This window comes from Salinibacterium xinjiangense (assembly GCF_014645015.1).
Taxonomy (GTDB): Bacteria; Actinomycetota; Actinomycetes; order Actinomycetales; family Microbacteriaceae; genus Rhodoglobus; species Rhodoglobus xinjiangensis.
On the sequence record NZ_BMLC01000002.1, the window covers coordinates 389,051 to 407,592 of the forward strand.

Sequence of the window (18,542 nt, forward strand, 5' to 3'; positions counted from 1 at the left end):
TGACCATGGTTTGCCCCTATCCCCCGAAGATTCGCGTCTGAGGCTCGTGGGTCTGTGACTGGAGGAGCGGCCAATAAGGGCGGGTCGCTAGAATCGGCGTGGCGCGCGGATGGGCCACATCCCTTGGTGCGGCTGGAGGTGATCGAGCGTTGGATGCCCTTCCGATTGTGCTGCGATTGCCCTTCCGAGGTCGGTGGATTGTGCAGAACAGCCCCGCGAACCGCATTCCTAGCCATGGCACTCACCTGTTCGGAACGACCTACGCGATTGACTTCGTCGCTGTCGACAGACGCGGGCTTTCGGCAAAGCGAGGCTGGCGTTCGGTGTTCTCGACGGAGCCCCCGCAGTCGTTTGTCGGGTTCGGCGCACCAATCCTCGCGCCGGCATCGGGCAAAGTTGTTTCCGTAGTCGACGGCGAATTGGATCACGAGGCCCGCCGCTCGCAGCTGTCGCTCATTGCCTACGCCTTCTCTCAAGCTCGGCGGGTGCGTGAGGGTGCGCGCGCGATCGCAGGCAATTATGTGGTCATTGCAATGGGGCCGGCAGGACCATTTGTGCTCATCGCTCACCTTCAACGCGGATCGGTGTGCGTCGCGGTCGGTTCGCGGGTAGACGCGGGTAGACGCGGGCCGGGCGATTGGATCCTGCGGAAACTCGGGGAACAGCACGGAGACTCATGTGCATCTTCAAGTCACGGACTCAACTGCGTGGGAGACCGCTCGGGGCTTGCCGATCATATTTGAGCGCAGTCCCATCAACGGTGCCAGCTGGCTACCGAGGAACGGCGAGGTCTTCGACGCCGTCAAGGTTGAGTAGAGCGAGAATCTCGCGGGCATCCTTTTGCCTTTCTCGGAGAAGTGGCGGTCAAGCAGAGCCGCCATCGTGGTGGCAATATGCGCCTCGAGCCGCATGAGCGTCCACTTCTCGAACGAAAGTTCGTCGGGATATTCCGCGAGCACCTCGATCCTGAGGCGAGGGTTGCTGCCGAGTTGGGACTCGAAAGACAGGTAGATGTCGAGGTGCACGTCGTCGATCATCGCCCGCAACTTCCGGCCCTGTGGTTGTTGCTGGGAAAGAGGTCAGTCATCAGTTGGTCGGGCTTGTGGCGACTCTCTGGGCAGTGATGAGGTCGATGTCGAGGCAAATTTCCCCACAATACGCACGAACGTCGCGCACCCACCGAGAAGGACCGACAACTAGAGGTCGTGTGCGAGTCAGTCGACGAGAGCACGGATAATTCCGCTCCCGTCTTCGTGGAGGATAGACAGTGGTCCGCTGCTCCCAATCCCTGTCCGCGAACAGTTTCGCCTTAAATGCGCGCATGAGCTCGGCTGCCTACCAGCCTGGGCTCGCCCGCAGATCTGCATCGGTCTGCGCGAGGCTGGAAAATCGGGACTTTCAGGTGCGTGCAGCCGCCGGATCTTCCCGGAGGAAAATGACCTCGTCTTCGTCTTGTAAGTCAGCCTGAGAGAGCACGCAGGTTGTGTAGGCAATACGACGGCCAAGGTTCGTGATGGTGTTGCCGCCACCTGGTCGAATGGTCGACGTGGCACCACGACAACGTCGGGGAGTGGGAAGCGATGGCCGCGAATAGGAATCACCGATACCGACACTTGCGGCAACTTAGATTACGAGTTACGGTAAGTCGTAAATTAACCCTTGCGATAGTGAAGGGTGAAGCCCACTAACGGATCTGGACAATGGCTACCACCGACTCGACGACAAGAAACCTGCGCAGACGCAACCGCTCCGCAGTGCTGCGAGAGTTGCTTCGCAACGGCGAGACCACGCGCGGCCAGCTCGCCGGTGCACTCTCGTTGTCACCCGCGACGGTGACTAACGTCATAGCCGACCTGATGGCCGAGGGACTCGCCCACGAGACAGGCAGTCTGCCCTCTGATGGCGGTCGCCCGACAACTACCCTTTCGATTCGCCCAGAGGGCGCGTTCTTCATCGGCGCCGATGTCGGAGAACAAGGAGTGACCGTCGAGGTGCTCGACCTTGCTCTCATGCAGCGCTCAAAGGTCTTCCGCGATGTGTCTTCGCGTAGCGTCGGCCCCACCGAACTGTCTGAGGCGCTCTACGCGGCCATCGACGAAGCGGTGCTCGCCGCGGGTTCTCCAGCCAACATCTACGGGGTGGGCCTCGGCATGCCGGGCATCGTCGAGTCCAGTACAGAGCTCGACGAGGCGCGCACGATCACGATCTACGCGCAGAGCCTCAACTGGCCGCCGACGCGCCTCGACGCCATCTACGGCCGTGCTGACATTCCCATCTTCGCTGACAACGGGGCGAAAACCCTTGCCACGGCCGAGGCCTGGTTCGGTGCGGCGAAGGATGTCACCGATGGCGTCGTCGCATTGCTTGGCCGTGGCATTGGCCTTGGCATCATCAGCGACGGCCGACTTTTGCAGGGCACGGCGAGCAGCGCGGGGGAGTGGGGACACACCAAGGTCACTCTCGGCGGCCCCTTGTGCAACTGCGGCAGCCGCGGCTGCCTCGAGGCTTACGTCGGTGGTGGCGGCATCGCGCGCCGCTGGCGCGAAGCCGGAGCCGACCCGTCAGCAAACGAGGAACTCGCACTGACCGAGCTGCTGGCCGCGGTTTCACGAGGTGACGCCGTAGCGACACGAGTGCTCGACGAGAGTGTTGAGATCCTTGGGCTCGGCTTGAGCAACCTCGTCAACCTCATGAACCCAGAGCGCATTGTGCTCGGGGGTTGGGCGGGCCTACAGCTGGCCAGTACGCACTTAGCCGAGATTGCCGATGCGACGCGAGGGTTCTCGCTCAAGCGCCCTGCGGCCCAGTTCGACCTCGTTCCATCCAAGATCGGCCGTGACGGCATTGCTCTCGGTGCGGCCCTGTTGGCGGTAGAGAAGCTCGTCGAGACGCCCCTCGTCAAGATACTGGCGGCATCAGAATGACGATCCACGACCTCACTGCTTTTCCGGCTGGATTCCGCTGGGGCGCCGCGACCGCCGCCTACCAGATCGAGGGTGGGGCAGGCGAAGGCGGCAGAGGCGCGAGTATCTGGGACACCTTCTCGCACACACCCGGACTTGTGCTCAACGGAGACAACGGGGACATTGCCGTCGACCACTACCACCGATGGCCTGCCGACCTGGACCTCATGGTCGAACTCGGCATCAAGCACTACCGACTCTCGCTCTCGTGGCCTCGACTGCAGCCGACCGGCGCCGGCGAGCTCAACCCTGAAGGTGTCGCGTTCTACCGCGACCTGCTCGACGGGATGCGAGCGCGCGGCATCGAGCCTCTTGTAACGCTCTATCACTGGGATCTTCCGCAGGCACTGGAAGACGAGGGCGGCTGGGCGAACCGCGACACCGCCTATCGCTTTGCCGAGTACGCCTCCCGCGTCATCGCAGAGCTCGGATTGCTCGCCACCGACTGGATCACCATCAACGAGCCGTGGTGTATTTCCTTTCTCGGCTACGGCTACGGTGTGCACGCCCCCGGCAAGAGAAACACGCGGCTGGCGGTTGCTGCTGCGCATCACGTCAACCTGGCGCACGGGCTCGCGCTCGCGGCAATCCGCCTGATCAATCCAGCGCTGCGGGTCAGCAACTCAAACCTCGTAACCGACATAGTGCCCGCGACTGACTCTGACGACGACGCCGCCGCGGTGCTGCGCCTCGACGCGATGAACAATCGCATCTTTCTCGACCCCGTCTACCACGGCTCGTACTCGGCCGCCGTGCACGAGCTCTTTGATGAGTACGGGCTTGCAGAGCTGATCCACGACGGCGATCTCGAGTTGATCGGCGCCCCGGTCGACTTCATGGGGCTCAACCATTACCAGCGCGTCGTGGTGAGTGCGAGCGAGGATGGCGGGTATCTGAAACTCACCGAGACGCCAGCGGAGCCAGCCACGACATCCTTCGGGTGGAGTGTTGAGCCTGACTCGCTGCGCTCGGTGCTTAGGCGTATCTCGAGCGAGTTCACCACTTTGCCTATCTATGTGACAGAGAACGGCGCGAGTTACGACGACTACGCGGACCCAAACGGATCAGTCAACGACTGGCCCCGCGTCGAATACTTCAGCGGCTACCTCGCCGCTGCCGCAGAGGCAATCCGTGAGGGGGTGAACCTTCAGGGTTACTACGCCTGGTCCTTTCTCGACAACTTCGAGTGGGCCGAGGGCTATAGCAAGCGATTCGGTCTCGTCTACGTCGATTATCCGACCCAGAAGCGAATCCCCAAGCAGAGCGCTCTCTGGTATCGGCAGCTCATCGCCGATCACGAGGATGCGACAGCATCAGCCGTCGCAGCTATCCAACAAAAAATGCGGGAGCCCCTGCGCGAACAGTGACTCCGCTCCAATCCCCGTCCGCAATGCATCAAGAATAGGAAACTCAATGAAGAGGATACTCGTCAGGGCCGTCGCGCCACTGGCTATCGTCGGGCTGGCCGTTGGCCTGGCCGGCTGCAGCACCGGAGCGCCGGCAGCAGAGGTAACCGGTCCACTCACCGTCTGGATAATGGGTGACTCAGGTACCAACTTCGAGTCGCTCGTGGCCCCCTACGTCAAAGAATCCGGCCAGGAAGTCGAGGTCGTCGCAATCCCGTGGGACTCGATCGACGAGAAGCTCACGACCGCCGTCGCATCGGGTGATGGACCCGACCTCATTCAGGTCGGCCTGAGCAAGCTGCGCACCTTTGCGGATGCCGGCGCGCTGATGCCACTCAACGACGAAATTGCCGACCACCCGGGCCTCGACCCCGCGAACTTCCCTTCCGGGGTTGCGAGTTCGGTCGGTGACAGCCAGGTGACCGTGCCGTGGGTGGCCGACACCCGCGTGCTGTTCTACCGCACCGATATCCTCGCTGAGGCAGGAATCGACGCTCCTCCCACCACGTGGGACCAGCTTCGTAAAGACGCGAAGGTTCTGGCCAGTCGCGGCGAAGGCCAGTACGGCTACTACATCCCACAGTGGGACAGCCCCCTGCCGCTCGAGATCACCTGGAGCTACGGCGGCGACGTCGTCGACGGCGATGGCAACATTGACTTCGACACGCAGGCCTTCAACGCTGCAGTCGACACCTACCTCGGTCTCTACGCAGACGGAAGTGTTCCGGTCAACGGCGACTTCGACCAGACCCAGGGCTTCATCAGCGGGATCACCCCGATGCTCATGAGCGGCCCGTACCTGGCCGGCGGCATCGCCAGCGCTGCGCCGGAGCTCGAGGGCAAGTGGGACATCACGACGATTCCTGCCGGTGTCGACGGCGAAGCAACCTCCCTGTTCGCCGGATCCAACCTCGGCGTCTGGTTCAACACCGACCAGAAGACCGCGTCGCTCGACCTGCTCGAGTACCTGTCCTCGGTCGAGGCCCAGCTCAGCTGGTACTCGATCAATGGCGAGCTGCCGGCTCTCTCCGCGGCGCTCGAGGATAGCTCGCTCACGAGCGACAAGCTCGTCGCGATCTACACGGAGCAGCTTGCAAGCTCGAAGTCGCTGCCGCTCGTCGCCAACTGGGACGGTGGAACTGGCGCAGACCTGCTCGCCGCCCTCAACGCCGTCGCCCTCACCGGCGCTGACAAGGACAGCACCCTCAAGGCGTTCTTCGACGCCACGAAGGGTGCGCCGACCAACTAGACAGAACCGATAACTCGGGGGTCGTCGCCAGGCGTCTACAGCGCTGGCGGCGGCCCCCGAACCACGAAGACACGAACGCTGCACAGGAAGGGAGCACGCCGATGAAACGCACACTCACCCCGTACCTCTTCGTCTCACCAGCGATGCTCTTGCTCGTCGCTTTCGGCATCTTCCCGATTCTCGTCGCTGCGGTCATCAGCACGACGGATATGAACATCTCTGGCTTCGTCAGGCCGCAGAACATCAAGTTCATTGGCCTCGAAAACTATGTGACGCTGTTCAACGACCCGAAGTTCTGGCAGGCCCTGTGGAACACCGGCGGCTTCGCCGTGCTCGGTGTTCCGGCCATCGTTGTGCTCTCGCTCGCGGTCGCACTGCTTCTCAACCGCAGCGGCAACGGTTTCTTCCAGACGCTGCGCAGCTTCTACTTCATCCCGGCGATCACGGCGATCGTCGCCGTCTCGCTTATCTGGGGCTATCTGTACAACACCCAGTTCGGCTTCTTCAACTACGTGCTCTCGCTCGTCGGGATTCCCGAGGTCCAGTGGCTCAGCGACCCGATCCTCTCGAAGTTTTCTGTCGGTTTTGTTGCCGTCTGGCGGGGGATGGGGCTCAACACCATCATTTTTCTCGCCGCCCTTCAGGGCGTCCCGAAGGAATATCTCGAAGCCGCATCCATCGACGGCGCGGGTGAGTGGCGAAAGACGTTCATGATCACGCTTCCGTTGCTGCGCTTCGCGATCTTCTTCGTCAGCGTCACAACGACAATCTCGTGGCTGCAGTTTTTCGACGAGCCGTTCGTGCTCACCGACGGCGGTCCACTCGGCGCGACGACGTCCGTGTCGATCTTCTTGTACAAAGAGGGCTTTCGGCTCAACCAGTTCGGCTACGCCTCTGCGGGAAGCCTCGTACTCTTCGCGATCATCGCCGTAATAACGGTCATTCAGCTAAGACTGAGGAGGGCCGACGATGAGTACTGACTCTCGTGCTCGCAGCCGCTCGCGTTCTCTGACCATCACGATTGGCGTCGGCCTGGCAATCGGCGCGGTCATCACAGCATTCCCGTTCATCTGGATGCTCACCTCGTCTCTCAAACCGCAGAGCGAGTCGATTGACTATCCGCCGACCATCCTGCCGCAGGCACCGACCCTTGAGTACTACCAGATCCTGTTCACCGAGCTCGATTTCGGACGCTACCTGGTCAACACGCTCATCGTTGTACTAATCAGCTACGTCGGTCTCATGCTCATGGCGATGGCGGGCTATGCCTTTGCGAAGTTCGAGTTCAAGGGCAAGAAGGGGCTGTTCTTCCTCGTGTTGGCGACCCTGATGATCCCGGTTCAGGTCACGATGATTCCGACCTACCTCATCATCAACGGGCTGAATCTCACCAATACCCTCGTGGGGATAGCGCTGCCAACGCTCGTGAGCGGGTTCAGCATCTTCTTGTTCCGACAATTCATGACAACGATCCCCACCGAGATGCTCGAAGCGGCGCGCTTGGATGGCGCCGGGGAGTTGCGCACGTTCTGGCAGATAGTGCTTCCGATGTCCAAGCCGATCCTCGCGGTGCAGGTCGTGCTGACCTTCATCACCGGATGGAACAGTTTTCTTTGGCCGCTCATCCTCTCCAGCGATCAGAAGCTTTACACACTCTCCGTCGGCCTCAACCTGCTCAACCAGCAACTCGCGGTCAACCCTTCGCTGCAAATGGCTGGCGCCTCGGTGATGGTGCTGCCGATTCTCATCGTCTTCATCATCTTCCAGCGCTATGTCATCCAGGGCTTCGCTCTGTCCGGATTGAAATGAGTTCCATGCAATTTCCCGCCCGCCCAGCCGACTTCGCTGGTTTCATCCACCGCTCCGGCACCGACCTCGTTGACGGACACGGCACCGCCCTGCTGCTGCGCGGCATGGGCATCGGCAACTGGACGCTGCCAGAGGGCTACATGTGGAAATTCGGCCCCGGTGCCGAGTCGCCCCGCGAGATCGAGGCGCTGACCCAGCGGCTTCTCGGCGAGAACTCGGCCAATTTCTGGGCGGGCTTTCGCGCGAACTTCTTCAATGAGTCCGACGTGCAGCGCATTGCAGAGAGCGGGTTTGACCACGTTCGGCTGCCGATCAACTCCCGGCTGCTGATCGACGACGCGGGCACACCGCTCGAGGCCGGGTTCGCGATGATCGATGACGTGATCCGCTGGTGCCGCACCCACCGCCTTTGGGTGCTGCTCGATCTGCACGGGGCGCCCGGCGGCCAGACCGGCACGAACATCGACGACTCTCCCAACAACAAGCCAGAGCTTTTCATGGATGCGCGATACCGCCACCTCACCCTTACGCTCTGGGGCGAGATCGCGCGCCGCTATGCCGACGAAACCGTCGTCATGGGCTACGACCTGCTCAACGAGCCGATCCCCAACGAGTGGACGGAGCTGTACAACCCTGATCTCGTGCTGCTGTACCAAGAGCTGACCCGCGTCATCCGCGAGGTCGATCGGAACCACCTCATCATGTACGAGGGATCGCACTGGGCCACCAACTGGCAGATCTTTGATGAGGTGTGGGACGACAACTCGTGCCTGCAGTTTCACAAGTACTGGTCGCCGCCTGACACCGCAACGATTCAAAAGTTTCTCGACTCGCGTGAGGCCCTCGGCCTGCCCATCTACATGGGCGAGGGCGGAGAGAACAACCTCGAGTGGCTTTACACCGCCTGGCGCCTCTACGAAGGCAACAACATCGGCTGGAACTTCTGGCCGTGGAAGAAAATCGACACCGCCACCTCGCCCACGTCGATCCGGCTGCCCGCGCGCTGGCACCAACTGGTCGAGCACGTTGCGGGCGGGCCTGCTCCCATCAATGCGCAGTCGATCTTCGATGAGCTGCTCGAGAACATGAAGCTCGAGAACTGCCAGTGGCAACCGGAGGTGATTCAGGCCATCACTGCGGTCGAGCCGCACGAGATCCCGGCGTGGGGTTTCGGGTTTCGCGGTCGAGGCGAGTCGTTCGAAACCTCGCGAGCGACACCCCTCGCAGCGATGCGAGACACCGAGGCCGTCACCATCCGCTACGCCGAGCCGGCGACCCGTGACGGCCACTGGTTCGAGCACACCGACGGCCGCGACTACAGCGAGAGCGAACGCATGGTCGTCGATCTCGTCGAAGGGGACTGGCTTGAGTTCGAGCTCAGCCGCCCGGTCGACGTCACGCGTGTCACCGTCGATGACGCGCCGCCGAGCGTCATGATCGAGCCGAGCGAACGCGGCTTTCGCGTGACCGCACTGTCTGCCGTCACCGTGGCGCGCCTGAGGATCGATCAACAGCAGACAGATCTGAACATGACGTAATAAGAGCATGCCGCGAGTACTTCGCTCTTGTCGTTGGGTCGACGGACTAGCCCGAAGGCCTTGGCGACAAAAGTTAAATCTTCCAACCTGTCGATTCGCCGATCCAGATCGAGGACGGTGTTTCGTCCGCGAGGTAGTGCACTGCGGTGGTGCCGCCGCTGAGCGCACGATCAACCTCATCCTCAATAAGAAGTTCTTGGGCGGCGGGCAAGGGTGTCGAGACGATGGTGTCGGCGCGCAGGTTGCGGTGGGCGGCGAAGGCTTCGAGGAGCTTCTCGGGCGAGACGACTGTGTACCCGCGGCGGGGTTCGGGCGGACAGCACCGATGTTGACAAGTCGCCCGCGCGCTTGGTGAGTCGCCGACGGTGCGACCGACGGAGTATCAGCGATGTCGCTGATACTGTGCGAATCGCGCTGATCTTCGAGCGCGGCGTCGGTCAAAGCGCGCCAGATTATCTTGTTATTTGTCGTCGCTGCATGCTCGCGGCTGTTATTTAAATATGGAGGCGAGCATCTATTTAAATATGGAGGCGAGCATCCGTGTTTTTATGGATTCAATCGGGCGCCGTCTTGCACACATCTGTGAGCAAACGAATCAGAACGAGCATGGTCGTAGTCACCAATAATCATTGAGTTTCCGAGGATGTTGAGTCGATGCCGCGTGTTCAAAGGGTGAATATCGGGCACGAGCGCCTCCGAAGTACCTAGTACACCGGAAGCGAGGGGTCGATCTCCTGCACCCATGCGAGAACTCCGCCCTCCAGCTGCTTGACCCGGGAATAGCCCAATCGGCGCAACTCGGCGAGCACGTCGGCAGACCGGGGTCCCGCTTTGCAGTGCAGCACGATGTCCCGGTCTCGAGACAGGGTTGGCAACGCCACCCCTGTCAGGATGCTGCCCTGCGGGACGAGGCGGGCGCCGCGGATATGCACAATCTCGTACTCTCCCGGTTCTCGCACATCGATGAGATCGAAGTCGCGCGTTCCCCGTTCCCGCTCGTCGAGCATGGCCGCGAGTTCGCGAACGGAGATCCCCTCTTCTGCCACCTCCGATCGCGCTGATGTGCCGCAGAAGAGGTCGTAATCGACGAGTTCGGTGATGGTTGCTGCAGCGCGGTCCGGTGTGAGCCCGATCTCCCGCCAGGAACCTTCCAGCGCATTGAAGAGCGCCACCCGGCCAAGGAGGGTGCGTCCGACGCCAGTGATGAGCTTCACCGACTCGGCCACCATCATTGAGCCGATCACGCCGCACAGCATCCCGAATACACCGCCTTCTCCGCACGACGGCGAGGAACCGGCGGGAGGTGCCTCGGGATACAGGTCGCGGTAGGTGGGGCCGTGCTTCGCCCAGAAGACGCTGACCTGCCCGTCGAAGCGATAGATCGATCCCCAGACGCAGGGTTTGGCGAGGAGTGCTGCCGCGTCGCTGACCAGGTAGCGGGTCGCGAAGTTGTCAGAGCCGTCGACGATCAGGTCGTAGTCCGCGAACAGGGCGAGTGCGTTCGTCGAGTCGAGTCGCACGGGATGAAGGCGTATCGACACCAGCGGGTTCAGCGCCGTCACGGCGGCGCGCGCCGATTCCAGCTTCGAAACGCCGACATCGGCGACGCCGTGGATGACCTGGCGTTGGAGGTTACTGAGATCCACGATGTCGTCATCGATGATGCCAAGCGTGCCAACCCCGGCAGCGGCAAGATAGAGCAGCACCGGGGCACCGAGACCGCCGGCACCCACCACGAGCACCCGGGCATTCTTCAGCCTCCGCTGGCCGATGATGCCGATCTCGGGAATGATGACGTGCCGGGAGTACCGTTCCAGTTCCGCGGTAGTCAGCTCTGTCCCGGCTTCGACGAGGGGCGCCAACGCGATCACAGGTCGGGCCGCCCGGCCATATCGGAGGATGCAAGGGCGTGTTCCCGTTTAGGAATGCGGCCGGCCTGGGACGCGAGTCGGCCGGCGATGACGGCGTGTTTGAACGCCTCTGCCATGCGAATCGGATCCTGCGCCCTGGTCACCGCGGTAGCCAACAGCACGGCATCGCAGCCGAGTTCCATCGCCAATGCGGCGTCTGACGCCGTACCGATCCCCGCGTCGAGTACGACCGGCACGCCCGCGCGCGCAACGATGAGTTCGATGTTGTGTGGATTGAGGATGCCGAGCCCGGTGCCGATCGGTGAGCCAAGGGGCATGACGGCGACCGCACCGAGATGCTCAAGCCGAAGGGCGAGCACCGGGTCGTCATTGGTGTACGCAAACACCTTGAAGCCGCGGGCGACGAGCTGCTCCGTCGCATCCACAAGTTCGACCGCATCGGGCAGGAGCGTCTGCTCGTCAGCGATGACCTCGAGCTTGACCCAGTCGGTCTCGAGAGCCTCCCTCGCCAGTTCTGCGGTCATCACGGCCTCACGCGCGGTAAAGCAGCCGGCGGTATTGGGCAACACGCGGATTTTGTGCGTGAGCAGCAGGCCGAACAGGGATCCGGTGTTATTCGCGCTGTGGCGCCGCATGGCGACGGTGGTGAGCTCGGTTCCGGATGCCAGTAACGCCGCCCCGAGACCGTCGAGACTGGGAGCACCTCCCGTGCCCATGATGAGGCGGGAGGTTAGTGGAATGCCGTCGATCACCAGTTGATCGTCGCCCGCGGTCGGAACGGTGTTCACAGCTAACCTCCCTGCACTGCGGTGACAATTTCGATGTCATCACCCGGCGCGATCAGGGTGGACGACCACCGGCTTCTCGGCACCACTGCCGCGTTGCATGCGACCGCAACGCCGAGCCGTGTGCCGTCCGTCGCGTTGCCATCGGAGGCGATCGATCGTCCGGTCATCTCCGAAACAAGGTCGGCAACCGACGCCCCCGATGCCAGGGAGCGTTCGGCACCGTTTACCGTGATGTCGGGGAGTAGCAATTCTTCGGTCACGAGTGAACTCCTTCGTCTATGGGTGAAAATTCTGGGGATGGGGTGGAAAAGCGGTCCGGGCGAAAACGAATCCACCGATCATCGGTGATTCCCTCGATCATGCGGAGACAGTATTGCGCGGCTATCGGGGTGAGCAGCACGCCGTGGCGGAAGAATCCGGTGGCGATGATGAGCCCGGCGATGTCGGGGGAGTTCTCGCCGGTGGCACGGGCAACCCGTCCGAGCAGTGGTGCGTTGTCCGGCGTGCCCGGTCGGGCACGGGCGGTCACCTCCAGGAGTTCAAGCTCGGCGACCGCCGGCACCAGCGCCTGGGCGTCGCGCAGCAGTTGGTACACGCCGCCAGCCGATACCTCGGCAGAACCGTCTTCACGTTGAGTGGCCCCGATCACCACAGTTCCGTCGGAGCGGGGAACGAGGTAGACCGGCACGCCGCGGACGAGGCCACGGACGGTGGCGGTGAGGAGCGGCCGAAGATGCTCGGGAACGCGCAGGCGCAAAATGTCGCCGTAAACCGGGCGGAGCGGGAGGGACAGCGTGGCCGGCAAGCCGTCAAGCGATGCGGCCGCAATCCCATTGGCCACGACCACCTCACCCGCCATCACCGCGGAGCCATCCTCGAGTGTCACTCCCGTGACGCGAGAGGACGAATCCCCTCGGTGCTCATGCAGCAATCCGACCGCGTTGTGCCTGACGGAATGGTCCTCAGACCATCCGTGATCGCGAGCGCTCGCGGCGATTGCAGACTGCAGCCGTTCGGCCAGTTTTCGGGGGTCGACCTGATGATCGCGCTCAATGAGGAACGCACTGGACAGCTGCGGGCTGAGGAGCGGTTCGAGTGCGCGCGCCTCGCGAATAGTCAGCGGCTGTACCGAAAGCCCATTGGCCAATTGCACCTCGCGCAGGTCGGCAAGCGACTGCCGGTCGGCAGCATCCGCACCGACGCTCAGGGTCCTGGTCGTTTGGTAGCCGGTCGCATCGACATCCGTTCCCAGGGATTGCACGAACGCGGGGTAGAGCGAGGCGGAGGCGAGCATCAGCTCGAGCAGGTGCTCTTCCTGGTAGTGCAGTTCGCTTACCGGGGCAAGCATTCCGGCTGCGGCATACGTTGCCCCGGCGGCGGGCATGGGGTCGATCACAGCGACGCTTCGGCCCGACTGGGCGACGGCCCAGGCGATTCCAAGCCCGACGATCCCGCCGCCGATCACCGCAACATCCACCGCGCGGTCAGCCATGATCCGGCCTCACGAGGTGTGCTGTTGCTGGTGCTTCACGCATGCGGGAATGGCCTTTAGAGTTGGCTGAATGGACCACATGACTGCCCGGCTCTACCTGTGCACCGATGCCAGAAAAAAAAGCGGCGACTTCGCGCAATTTCTCGAAGCGGCGTTCGCGGGCGGAGTAGACATCATCCAACTGCGAGACAAGACCATCGAAGCCGCTGAGGAGCTGGAACTTCTCGAGATTCTTCGAGCGGTCGCGGAGCGCCATGGTCGGCTCTGGGCCGTGAACGATCGGGCCGACATCGCCCTGCTGGCGGCGACTCCGGTCCTGCACCTCGGTCAAAAAGACCTGCCGCTGCCGGCCGCTCGACGGGTTGTCGGCGACACACCGCGGATCGGTCTTTCCACTCACTCGAGGGAGCAGATCGATGCCGCAGCGGTAGTCGATGGGCTTGACTACTTTTGCGTCGGGCCGGTCTGGGCTACGCCAACCAAGCCGGGGCGTGCGGCGGTGGGAATCGAGCTTGTGCGTTACGCGGCCGAGCACACCAGCGCGAGCGGAATCCTCCGGCCGTGGTTCGCTATCGGGGGTGTCGACCAGGGGACCATCGAGCAGGTGGTCGAGGCCGGAGCCAGCCGCGTTGTCGTCGTTCGAGCGATAACCGACGCGGATGACCCGACCGATGCCGCCCAGCGGCTGCTCGCCTGCCTGCCGCCCCACTAGGTGCGCGCGGGATTCCCATCGCACCGGAGTCGGCTCAGATCCCGGCATAGCTGACCCCCGCGAAAAGCCGTGGGGCGTCGAAAAACTCGAGTTCCAGCCGCGAAGAGGTCGAGAATGCGGCCCGCATCGCCGCCCGTTCCTCGGTGTTGGCAAGGCCGGCCGCCTCATCGGTGAGGTCGATGGCTCTCCTGGTGGCGGCGGCAAAGCCCTCATCGACATAGGTTTCGAGCCAGGCGGCGTAGGGATGCGAAGCACCGTCGGCCCGCGCCAGGAAGTCTGCGTAGAGCTGGTCACCCACCTCCGAATAGAGCCAGAAACAGGGGAGGATCGCCGCAAGGAGAACGGCATAGTTTCCTCGCTCGCTCACCGCAGAGAGGTGGTTGAGGTAACTCTCGGTGACTGGGCTGGGCAGCTTCGGCGCGTTGTGATCTTGCAGCCAGTTGCGGTGCAGCTCCGACTCGACCTCCGCGCACTGCCGGGCCGACTCTGCCAGAAATACCCGTGCGCTCTCATCTGGTGCGAGCGCACTTGCCCGCTCGAGCACGCGAGAGTACGCGCTGAGGTACAGCGCGTCCTGAGCGAGATAGTAGGAGAACTGCTCTTCGGCCAGGGCACCGCTGCCGAGCGCCGTGACGAACGGCAGTTCGAAGATCGCGAGGCGGATCGCTTCGATATCGCGCCAGAGCACGTCGGTGAAATTCTGCCTGGGCGCAGTGACTTCGGCGAACAGCCGATGAAAGTGATGGATCGGGCCGTTGCCCATTCCGACCTCCAGGTCGTCGGCGTGGGCGAGCGCATCCTGCAGCCAATCCTTGACCTCGGCGAGGGATTCGACCCAGTCGCCCGTGCGCGCCTGTACCGTGGCGATCGCCGACGAGAGCGAGCAGCCCGTGCCGTGGGTGTTGCTCGTGACAATGCGGGGAGAGAGAAACTCGACCACGCTCGTCGGCAGTAACCCCTGGGTGTTCACCAGGGCGTCGGGGCAGTGCGCCTCGGTCAGGTGACCTCCCTTGACCAGCACGGTGACGCACGACAACGACGACAACCGCTTGCCCTGTTCGATGGCCTCTGCCCAGTTTCGGGCCAGCGGTTCCGCCAGCAGCACCGCCAATTCAGGCAGGTTGGGGGTGACCAGATCCACGAGGGAGACCAGGTCGCGCAGCGCCTGCTCTGCCGAGGGGTCAAGGAGCCGGTCTCCGCTGGTCGCCACCATCACCGGGTCAAGCACGACCAAGGGCGGACGGCAGGCTTCGAGCCAGGAACGCACCTCACGGATCACCTCGACATCCGCGAGCATTCCGATCTTGACGGCGTCGATGGTGACGTCATCGCTGACCGCGTCCAGTTGCTCTCGAAGGAACGCCACCGGTGGCGTGTGCACCGATCGCACCCCGCGGGTATTCTGCGCGACGAGGGCCGTGACCACCGCCATTCCGTACCCACCATTGGCCGCGATGCTTTTCAAGTCGGCGTGGATGCCCGCGCCTCCCGTCGGGTCGGTCCCGGCAATGCTGAGGATTCGAGGGGTAGCTCGTAAGACCGGGTTTGCACCGTATAGGTTCAACTTCGACATCCCTCCGCTAGTGCTAACTAGACAGGTTCAACGGGTATTTTTCTCAGCGCACGCATTTTGCGGGGCACCCCGTGTCAATAAAAAGCTTAGCTTGGTGCGGTCGTCAATTGCCCACCTGCGCCAGGAGGATGAGCCCCGCCGGGATGGCGGCTACGACGATCCCGATCCCGATCAGGACAGAGTCGGCGGCTGTCCACGGAGCAGGTTCCGCCCAGGAGCGGCCAACGCCCGAGGCGAGGGGCAACGAGAAGCCCCTCGCCTCCATTGCCACCGCCATCCGTCCCGCCTGGCGAAGCGACTGCAGGAGAAGTCCGAAGGTGAGGGCCGTAGCGGTCCGGATGCGGGCAACCGGGGAACGGCCACCCGCCAATCCCCGAATCCGCCGGGTTCTGGCCAACTGTTGCCACTGATCGACCAGCGTGTCGAATCGTTGCATCGCAGCGACCGCAGCAACGACCGGTCGGGGCGGAAAGTGCAGCCTCTGCGCGAGATGGTCGCCGAGGGCGAACGGATCAATCATCCCTGCCATGAGGATGCCGGGAAGCACAAAGAAAGCAACCCGAAGACCGGCGGTTATCCCCACCGCCACATCCTGGCCGGTGCTGAGCAACCAGCCAGAAAAGCCCACCGAAAACACCGCGAGCAGCCCGGGCAGCAATCGCGCAGAGGGTCGTACCCAACCAAACACCATCGGCGCGAGCACCGCCTCAACCAGAAGGGCCACCGCACCGACGCGAACGTCAGTGATGAACAGTGCTCCGATCGCGAGCAGAATCGACGATCCGAGCAGCGACAGCGGCCCACACCGTGCCGCGAGCCCACGTCCCGACCGTCGGCGAGGCCGCGCCGCCATGGTGGTCACCGGCGGTGGGGTTTCCACTATCGAGGGCGCACCGTGTGCACCCTCGACAACCCGACCGTGGTCGAGGCGGATCACTCGATCGGCCAGCTCGATGAGATGCGCATCATGGGTTGCCACGATAACGGCCAGCCCTGCAGCTCTCGACGCTGTGATGACTCCGGCTACGGCGGTCCAGGTGAGGCGATCCTGACCAACTGTCGGCTCGTCCAATACCAGCACGCTCGGACCGTGGGCTATCGCGCCAACGAGGGCGAGACGCCTGAGTTCGCCGCCCGAGAGCAGATGCGGATCGCTCTCCCGGAGGCCGGCCAGCCCAAGAGCCGTGAGCAGGCCCGTGACTCGCGCTTCAGCGACCTGCTCGTCGCGATCGAGTATTCGACAGGTGCTCATTGCGTCATCCCAGACCGTCTGGGCGACGATAGCGAGCTCGGCCTGTTGGGGAACCCACCCCACGCGGGAGGCAAGATCGGGGGATCTCCAGTTGCACAGTTGAGCCGAGGAATTCGCGCCCACGACCCCGCCAGCGTGCACTGTGCCGCCGGACGGAACGCTCAGGCCGGCGAGCAGCGCCGCGAGCGTGGACTTGCCGGCACCACTGGCCCCTACGACTGCCAATATTTCGCCTGCTCGGGCAATCGCGTTGATCTGCGATAACACGGGCGATGCGAGAACGGATGGCGCCAGCGTGTCAGTGGCGGTCAAACCGACGCGCGGTGTGCGATTCACGGTCACCATGTCAGCAACCACGGCGGGAGTTCCGTGCCCACCGACCTCATCGAACGGAATGACCAGTTCAGGACTGAGCCGAAGCGGTACTGGAGGTGGGGCCTCGGGAATCCAGACCCCCAGGGCTGCCAGGGTCTCGGAATGGGCTGCCAGCGTCTCTGTCGCCGGTCCATCGGCGACGACGATGCCGGCAGCACTCAAGACGATAACTCGATCGATTTTGTCGAGCCAGTTATCGAAATGATGCTCCACGATGATGATCGTCGCAGCGGTATCGGCGACCACTGCGCAGATCGCGTTGCGCACGACCGCCGAAGCGACTGGATCGAGCATTGCGGTCGGTTCATCGAGCAGGATGAGCCGAGGTCCAAGCGCGAGGACCCCGGCGAGTGCCAGGCGCTGGGACTCGCCGCCGGACATGGCATCAACCGGATGCTCGAACCCGTGCGGGAATCCGACAGCATCCAGCGATTCCCGCACTCGTTGCCAGATTTCTTTGCGCGACAGCCCAAGGTTTTCCGGCCCGAAGGCAACCTCTCGACCAACCCGACCGGCGACCATGGCGTCGGCCGGGTCCTGCACGAGAAGGCCGGCGGATGAACCCCCCTCGTGCGGATCCCTGCCATCAACGGAGATAGATCCCTCCAACTGCCCTGACTCGACCGTCGTCAGGACCCCGGCGATCGCTCGCAGCAGGGTTGACTTACCTGAACCGCTGGGACCGATGAGCAATATGCGCTCTCCCGGTTCAGCGTGCAGGGTGACCCCGGAAAGCACCGGTGTGTCCTGACCGTAAGGTCGCCACGTCACGTCACGGACGTCGAGCCGAGCGCCGCCTATGCCGGGTGCGGGTTGTGGGGTGTCGACCTCGTCAGCGGGATCGGCGTGACTCACGTATCTCCTGGCCGACGGGGAACGCGTTGAGTGCGCCGGTGCGAGCGAGTGCACGCACGAGCGCCCATCCGCCAACACCCGCGATGAGTGCACCTGAAACCATCCCGAACCCGAGATAGATCAGTCGCCAGGCCACGGAGTAGCCAGGTACGTAGGCCCACCACTCGTAGCAGGTGATTGCAAGGATGGCGGAAAATACACCGCCGAGAACGGCGATGGCCAGAGTGAAACGCTTCCATCGGAACAGCGCGAAGACAAGCTCGACTGCCAGCCCCTGCAGCAATGCTGACAAGAGCACTCCGGCTCCCCAGCCACTCCCCAGGATCATCTCAATATTGGCCGCAATGAGTTCGATAAAGAGAGCCGCACCCGGCCGCCGTATCACCAACGCGCCAACAACCGCCGGCACCAACCAGACGCCTAACATGATTTCACCTGCGGGCGGAAAACCGACAAAAACCAGGGTCAGGGCCGGGTATATGAAAGTGTCGAAGCCCCAAAAGGCAACTCCGAACGCTACCGCCAGCATCGCGGCCGTGATGAGGTCGACGCCACGCCACGACCAGAGCCGCCCGGATGCGATAAACGGCTTTCGTGCCAGGACGGTTGTGTCGTTGGATTTCTGTGTTTCTTGAATTGCCATGTGAAGCTTCTTTCCC

General features: G+C 63.1%; 15 protein-coding genes and 1 riboswitch. Of the genes, 7 read left to right on the forward strand and 8 right to left on the reverse strand.

Translation table 11 applies throughout. The features are described 5' to 3' along the window. Positions 1-686 precede the first annotated feature (686 nt). Positions 687-1,037: a hypothetical protein gene (locus IEW81_RS08590; protein WP_179691743.1), complete on the reverse strand. Its 351-nt coding sequence runs from the start codon at positions 1,035-1,037 to the stop codon at positions 687-689. 663 nt (positions 1,038-1,700) lie between these two features. Between IEW81_RS08590 and IEW81_RS08595 the strand changes: the two genes are divergently transcribed. The 6 genes from IEW81_RS08595 (at position 1,701) to IEW81_RS08620 (ending at position 8,965) form a co-directional block, all read left to right on the forward strand. Next, positions 1,701-2,924, forward strand: a complete 1,224-nt coding sequence (locus tag IEW81_RS08595) for an ROK family transcriptional regulator (RefSeq protein WP_097059514.1) — start codon at positions 1,701-1,703, stop codon at positions 2,922-2,924. Beyond that, entirely contained in the window at positions 2,921-4,330 is a 1,410-nt protein-coding gene (locus IEW81_RS08600) for a GH1 family beta-glucosidase (RefSeq protein ID WP_097059515.1), read from the forward strand. The genes IEW81_RS08595 and IEW81_RS08600 overlap by 4 nt, the downstream gene beginning before the upstream one ends. A 46-nt stretch (positions 4,331-4,376) precedes the next feature. After that, positions 4,377-5,618, forward strand: coding sequence for an extracellular solute-binding protein (locus tag IEW81_RS08605; protein WP_097059516.1), 1,242 nt, complete (start codon positions 4,377-4,379; stop codon positions 5,616-5,618). A gap of 101 nt (positions 5,619-5,719) precedes the next feature. Then, entirely contained in the window at positions 5,720-6,598 is an 879-nt protein-coding gene (locus IEW81_RS08610; protein ID WP_097059517.1) for a carbohydrate ABC transporter permease, read from the forward strand. Next, positions 6,588-7,427 carry a carbohydrate ABC transporter permease gene (locus IEW81_RS08615; RefSeq protein ID WP_097059518.1) on the forward strand — a complete coding sequence of 280 codons (840 nt, stop codon included), beginning with the start codon at positions 6,588-6,590 and terminating at the stop codon, positions 7,425-7,427. Before IEW81_RS08610 ends, IEW81_RS08615 begins: the two co-directional genes overlap by 11 nt. Positions 7,428-7,432: 5 nt before the next feature. After that, positions 7,433-8,965, forward strand: a complete 1,533-nt coding sequence (locus IEW81_RS08620; protein ID WP_218839953.1) for a glycoside hydrolase family 5 protein — start codon at positions 7,433-7,435, stop codon at positions 8,963-8,965. A gap of 704 nt (positions 8,966-9,669) precedes the next feature. On the opposite strand, the gene moeB is transcribed toward IEW81_RS08620, so the two are convergent. Genes moeB through thiO form a run of 4 tightly spaced genes read right to left on the reverse strand, consistent with a single transcriptional unit; the run spans position 9,670 to position 13,116 of the window. Further along, a complete protein-coding gene (gene moeB, locus IEW81_RS08625) occupies positions 9,670-10,833 on the reverse strand; it encodes a molybdopterin-synthase adenylyltransferase MoeB (protein ID WP_097059818.1) in 1,164 nt (387 codons plus the stop codon). Further along, positions 10,833-11,624: a thiazole synthase gene (locus IEW81_RS08630; protein WP_282432083.1), complete on the reverse strand. Its 792-nt coding sequence runs from the start codon at positions 11,622-11,624 to the stop codon at positions 10,833-10,835. The genes moeB and IEW81_RS08630 overlap by 1 nt, the downstream gene beginning before the upstream one ends. Before the next feature lie 2 nt (positions 11,625-11,626). Then, the gene (thiS, locus tag IEW81_RS08635) at positions 11,627-11,884 is read right to left on the reverse strand and encodes a sulfur carrier protein ThiS (RefSeq protein ID WP_229671314.1); all 258 of its coding nucleotides are present in this window, start codon (positions 11,882-11,884) and stop codon (positions 11,627-11,629) included. Continuing rightward, positions 11,881-13,116 (reverse strand): glycine oxidase ThiO, encoded by a 1,236-nt coding sequence (gene thiO / locus IEW81_RS08640; RefSeq protein WP_097059521.1) that lies wholly within the window; start codon positions 13,114-13,116, stop codon positions 11,881-11,883. Before thiO ends, thiS begins: the two co-directional genes overlap by 4 nt. 70 nt (positions 13,117-13,186) lie before the next feature. On the opposite strand from thiO, the gene thiE reads away from it, so the two are divergent. Continuing rightward, the gene (thiE, locus tag IEW81_RS08645) at positions 13,187-13,828 is read left to right on the forward strand and encodes a thiamine phosphate synthase (RefSeq protein WP_097059522.1); all 642 of its coding nucleotides are present in this window, start codon (positions 13,187-13,189) and stop codon (positions 13,826-13,828) included. A 34-nt stretch (positions 13,829-13,862) separates the two neighbouring features. Here thiE and IEW81_RS08650 read toward each other — a convergent pair whose 3' ends face one another. From IEW81_RS08650 to IEW81_RS08660, 3 genes are all read right to left on the reverse strand, one after another. Beyond that, complete coding sequence (locus IEW81_RS08650; RefSeq protein WP_179691744.1) at positions 13,863-15,401, reverse strand: bifunctional hydroxymethylpyrimidine kinase/phosphomethylpyrimidine kinase; 1,539 nt, start codon at positions 15,399-15,401, stop codon at positions 13,863-13,865. Continuing rightward, positions 15,384-15,483, reverse strand: a riboswitch (TPP riboswitch). (Overlaps the previous gene by 18 nt.) A 21-nt stretch (positions 15,484-15,504) precedes the next feature. Next, complete coding sequence (locus IEW81_RS08655; RefSeq protein ID WP_179691745.1) at positions 15,505-17,883, reverse strand: ATP-binding cassette domain-containing protein; 2,379 nt, start codon at positions 17,881-17,883, stop codon at positions 15,505-15,507. After that, positions 17,861-18,526 (reverse strand): ECF transporter S component, encoded by a 666-nt coding sequence (locus IEW81_RS08660; RefSeq protein WP_097059822.1) that lies wholly within the window; start codon positions 18,524-18,526, stop codon positions 17,861-17,863. The genes IEW81_RS08655 and IEW81_RS08660 overlap by 23 nt, the downstream gene beginning before the upstream one ends. Positions 18,527-18,542 lie beyond the last annotated feature (16 nt).

Excerpts from the sequence above, each read along its gene's own strand:
- thiO (WP_097059521.1), bottom strand. The coding sequence starts at position 13,116 with ATGGCTGACCGCGCGGTGGATGTTGCGGTGATCGGCGGCGGGATCGTC.
- IEW81_RS08615 (WP_097059518.1), top strand. The coding sequence starts at position 6,588 with ATGAGTACTGACTCTCGTGCTCGCAGCCGCTCGCGTTCTCTGACCATC.
- IEW81_RS08610 (WP_097059517.1), top strand. The coding sequence starts at position 5,720 with ATGAAACGCACACTCACCCCGTACCTCTTCGTCTCACCAGCGATGCTC.
- IEW81_RS08600 (WP_097059515.1), top strand. The coding sequence starts at position 2,921 with ATGACGATCCACGACCTCACTGCTTTTCCGGCTGGATTCCGCTGGGGC.
- IEW81_RS08590 (WP_179691743.1), bottom strand. The coding sequence starts at position 1,037 with ATGATCGACGACGTGCACCTCGACATCTACCTGTCTTTCGAGTCCCAA.
- IEW81_RS08605 (WP_097059516.1), top strand. The coding sequence starts at position 4,377 with ATGAAGAGGATACTCGTCAGGGCCGTCGCGCCACTGGCTATCGTCGGG.
- IEW81_RS08620 (WP_218839953.1), top strand. The coding sequence starts at position 7,433 with ATGCAATTTCCCGCCCGCCCAGCCGACTTCGCTGGTTTCATCCACCGC.
- IEW81_RS08650 (WP_179691744.1), bottom strand. The coding sequence starts at position 15,401 with ATGTCGAAGTTGAACCTATACGGTGCAAACCCGGTCTTACGAGCTACC.
- IEW81_RS08660 (WP_097059822.1), bottom strand. The coding sequence starts at position 18,526 with ATGGCAATTCAAGAAACACAGAAATCCAACGACACAACCGTCCTGGCA.
- thiE (WP_097059522.1), top strand. The coding sequence starts at position 13,187 with ATGGACCACATGACTGCCCGGCTCTACCTGTGCACCGATGCCAGAAAA.
- IEW81_RS08595 (WP_097059514.1), top strand. The coding sequence starts at position 1,701 with ATGGCTACCACCGACTCGACGACAAGAAACCTGCGCAGACGCAACCGC.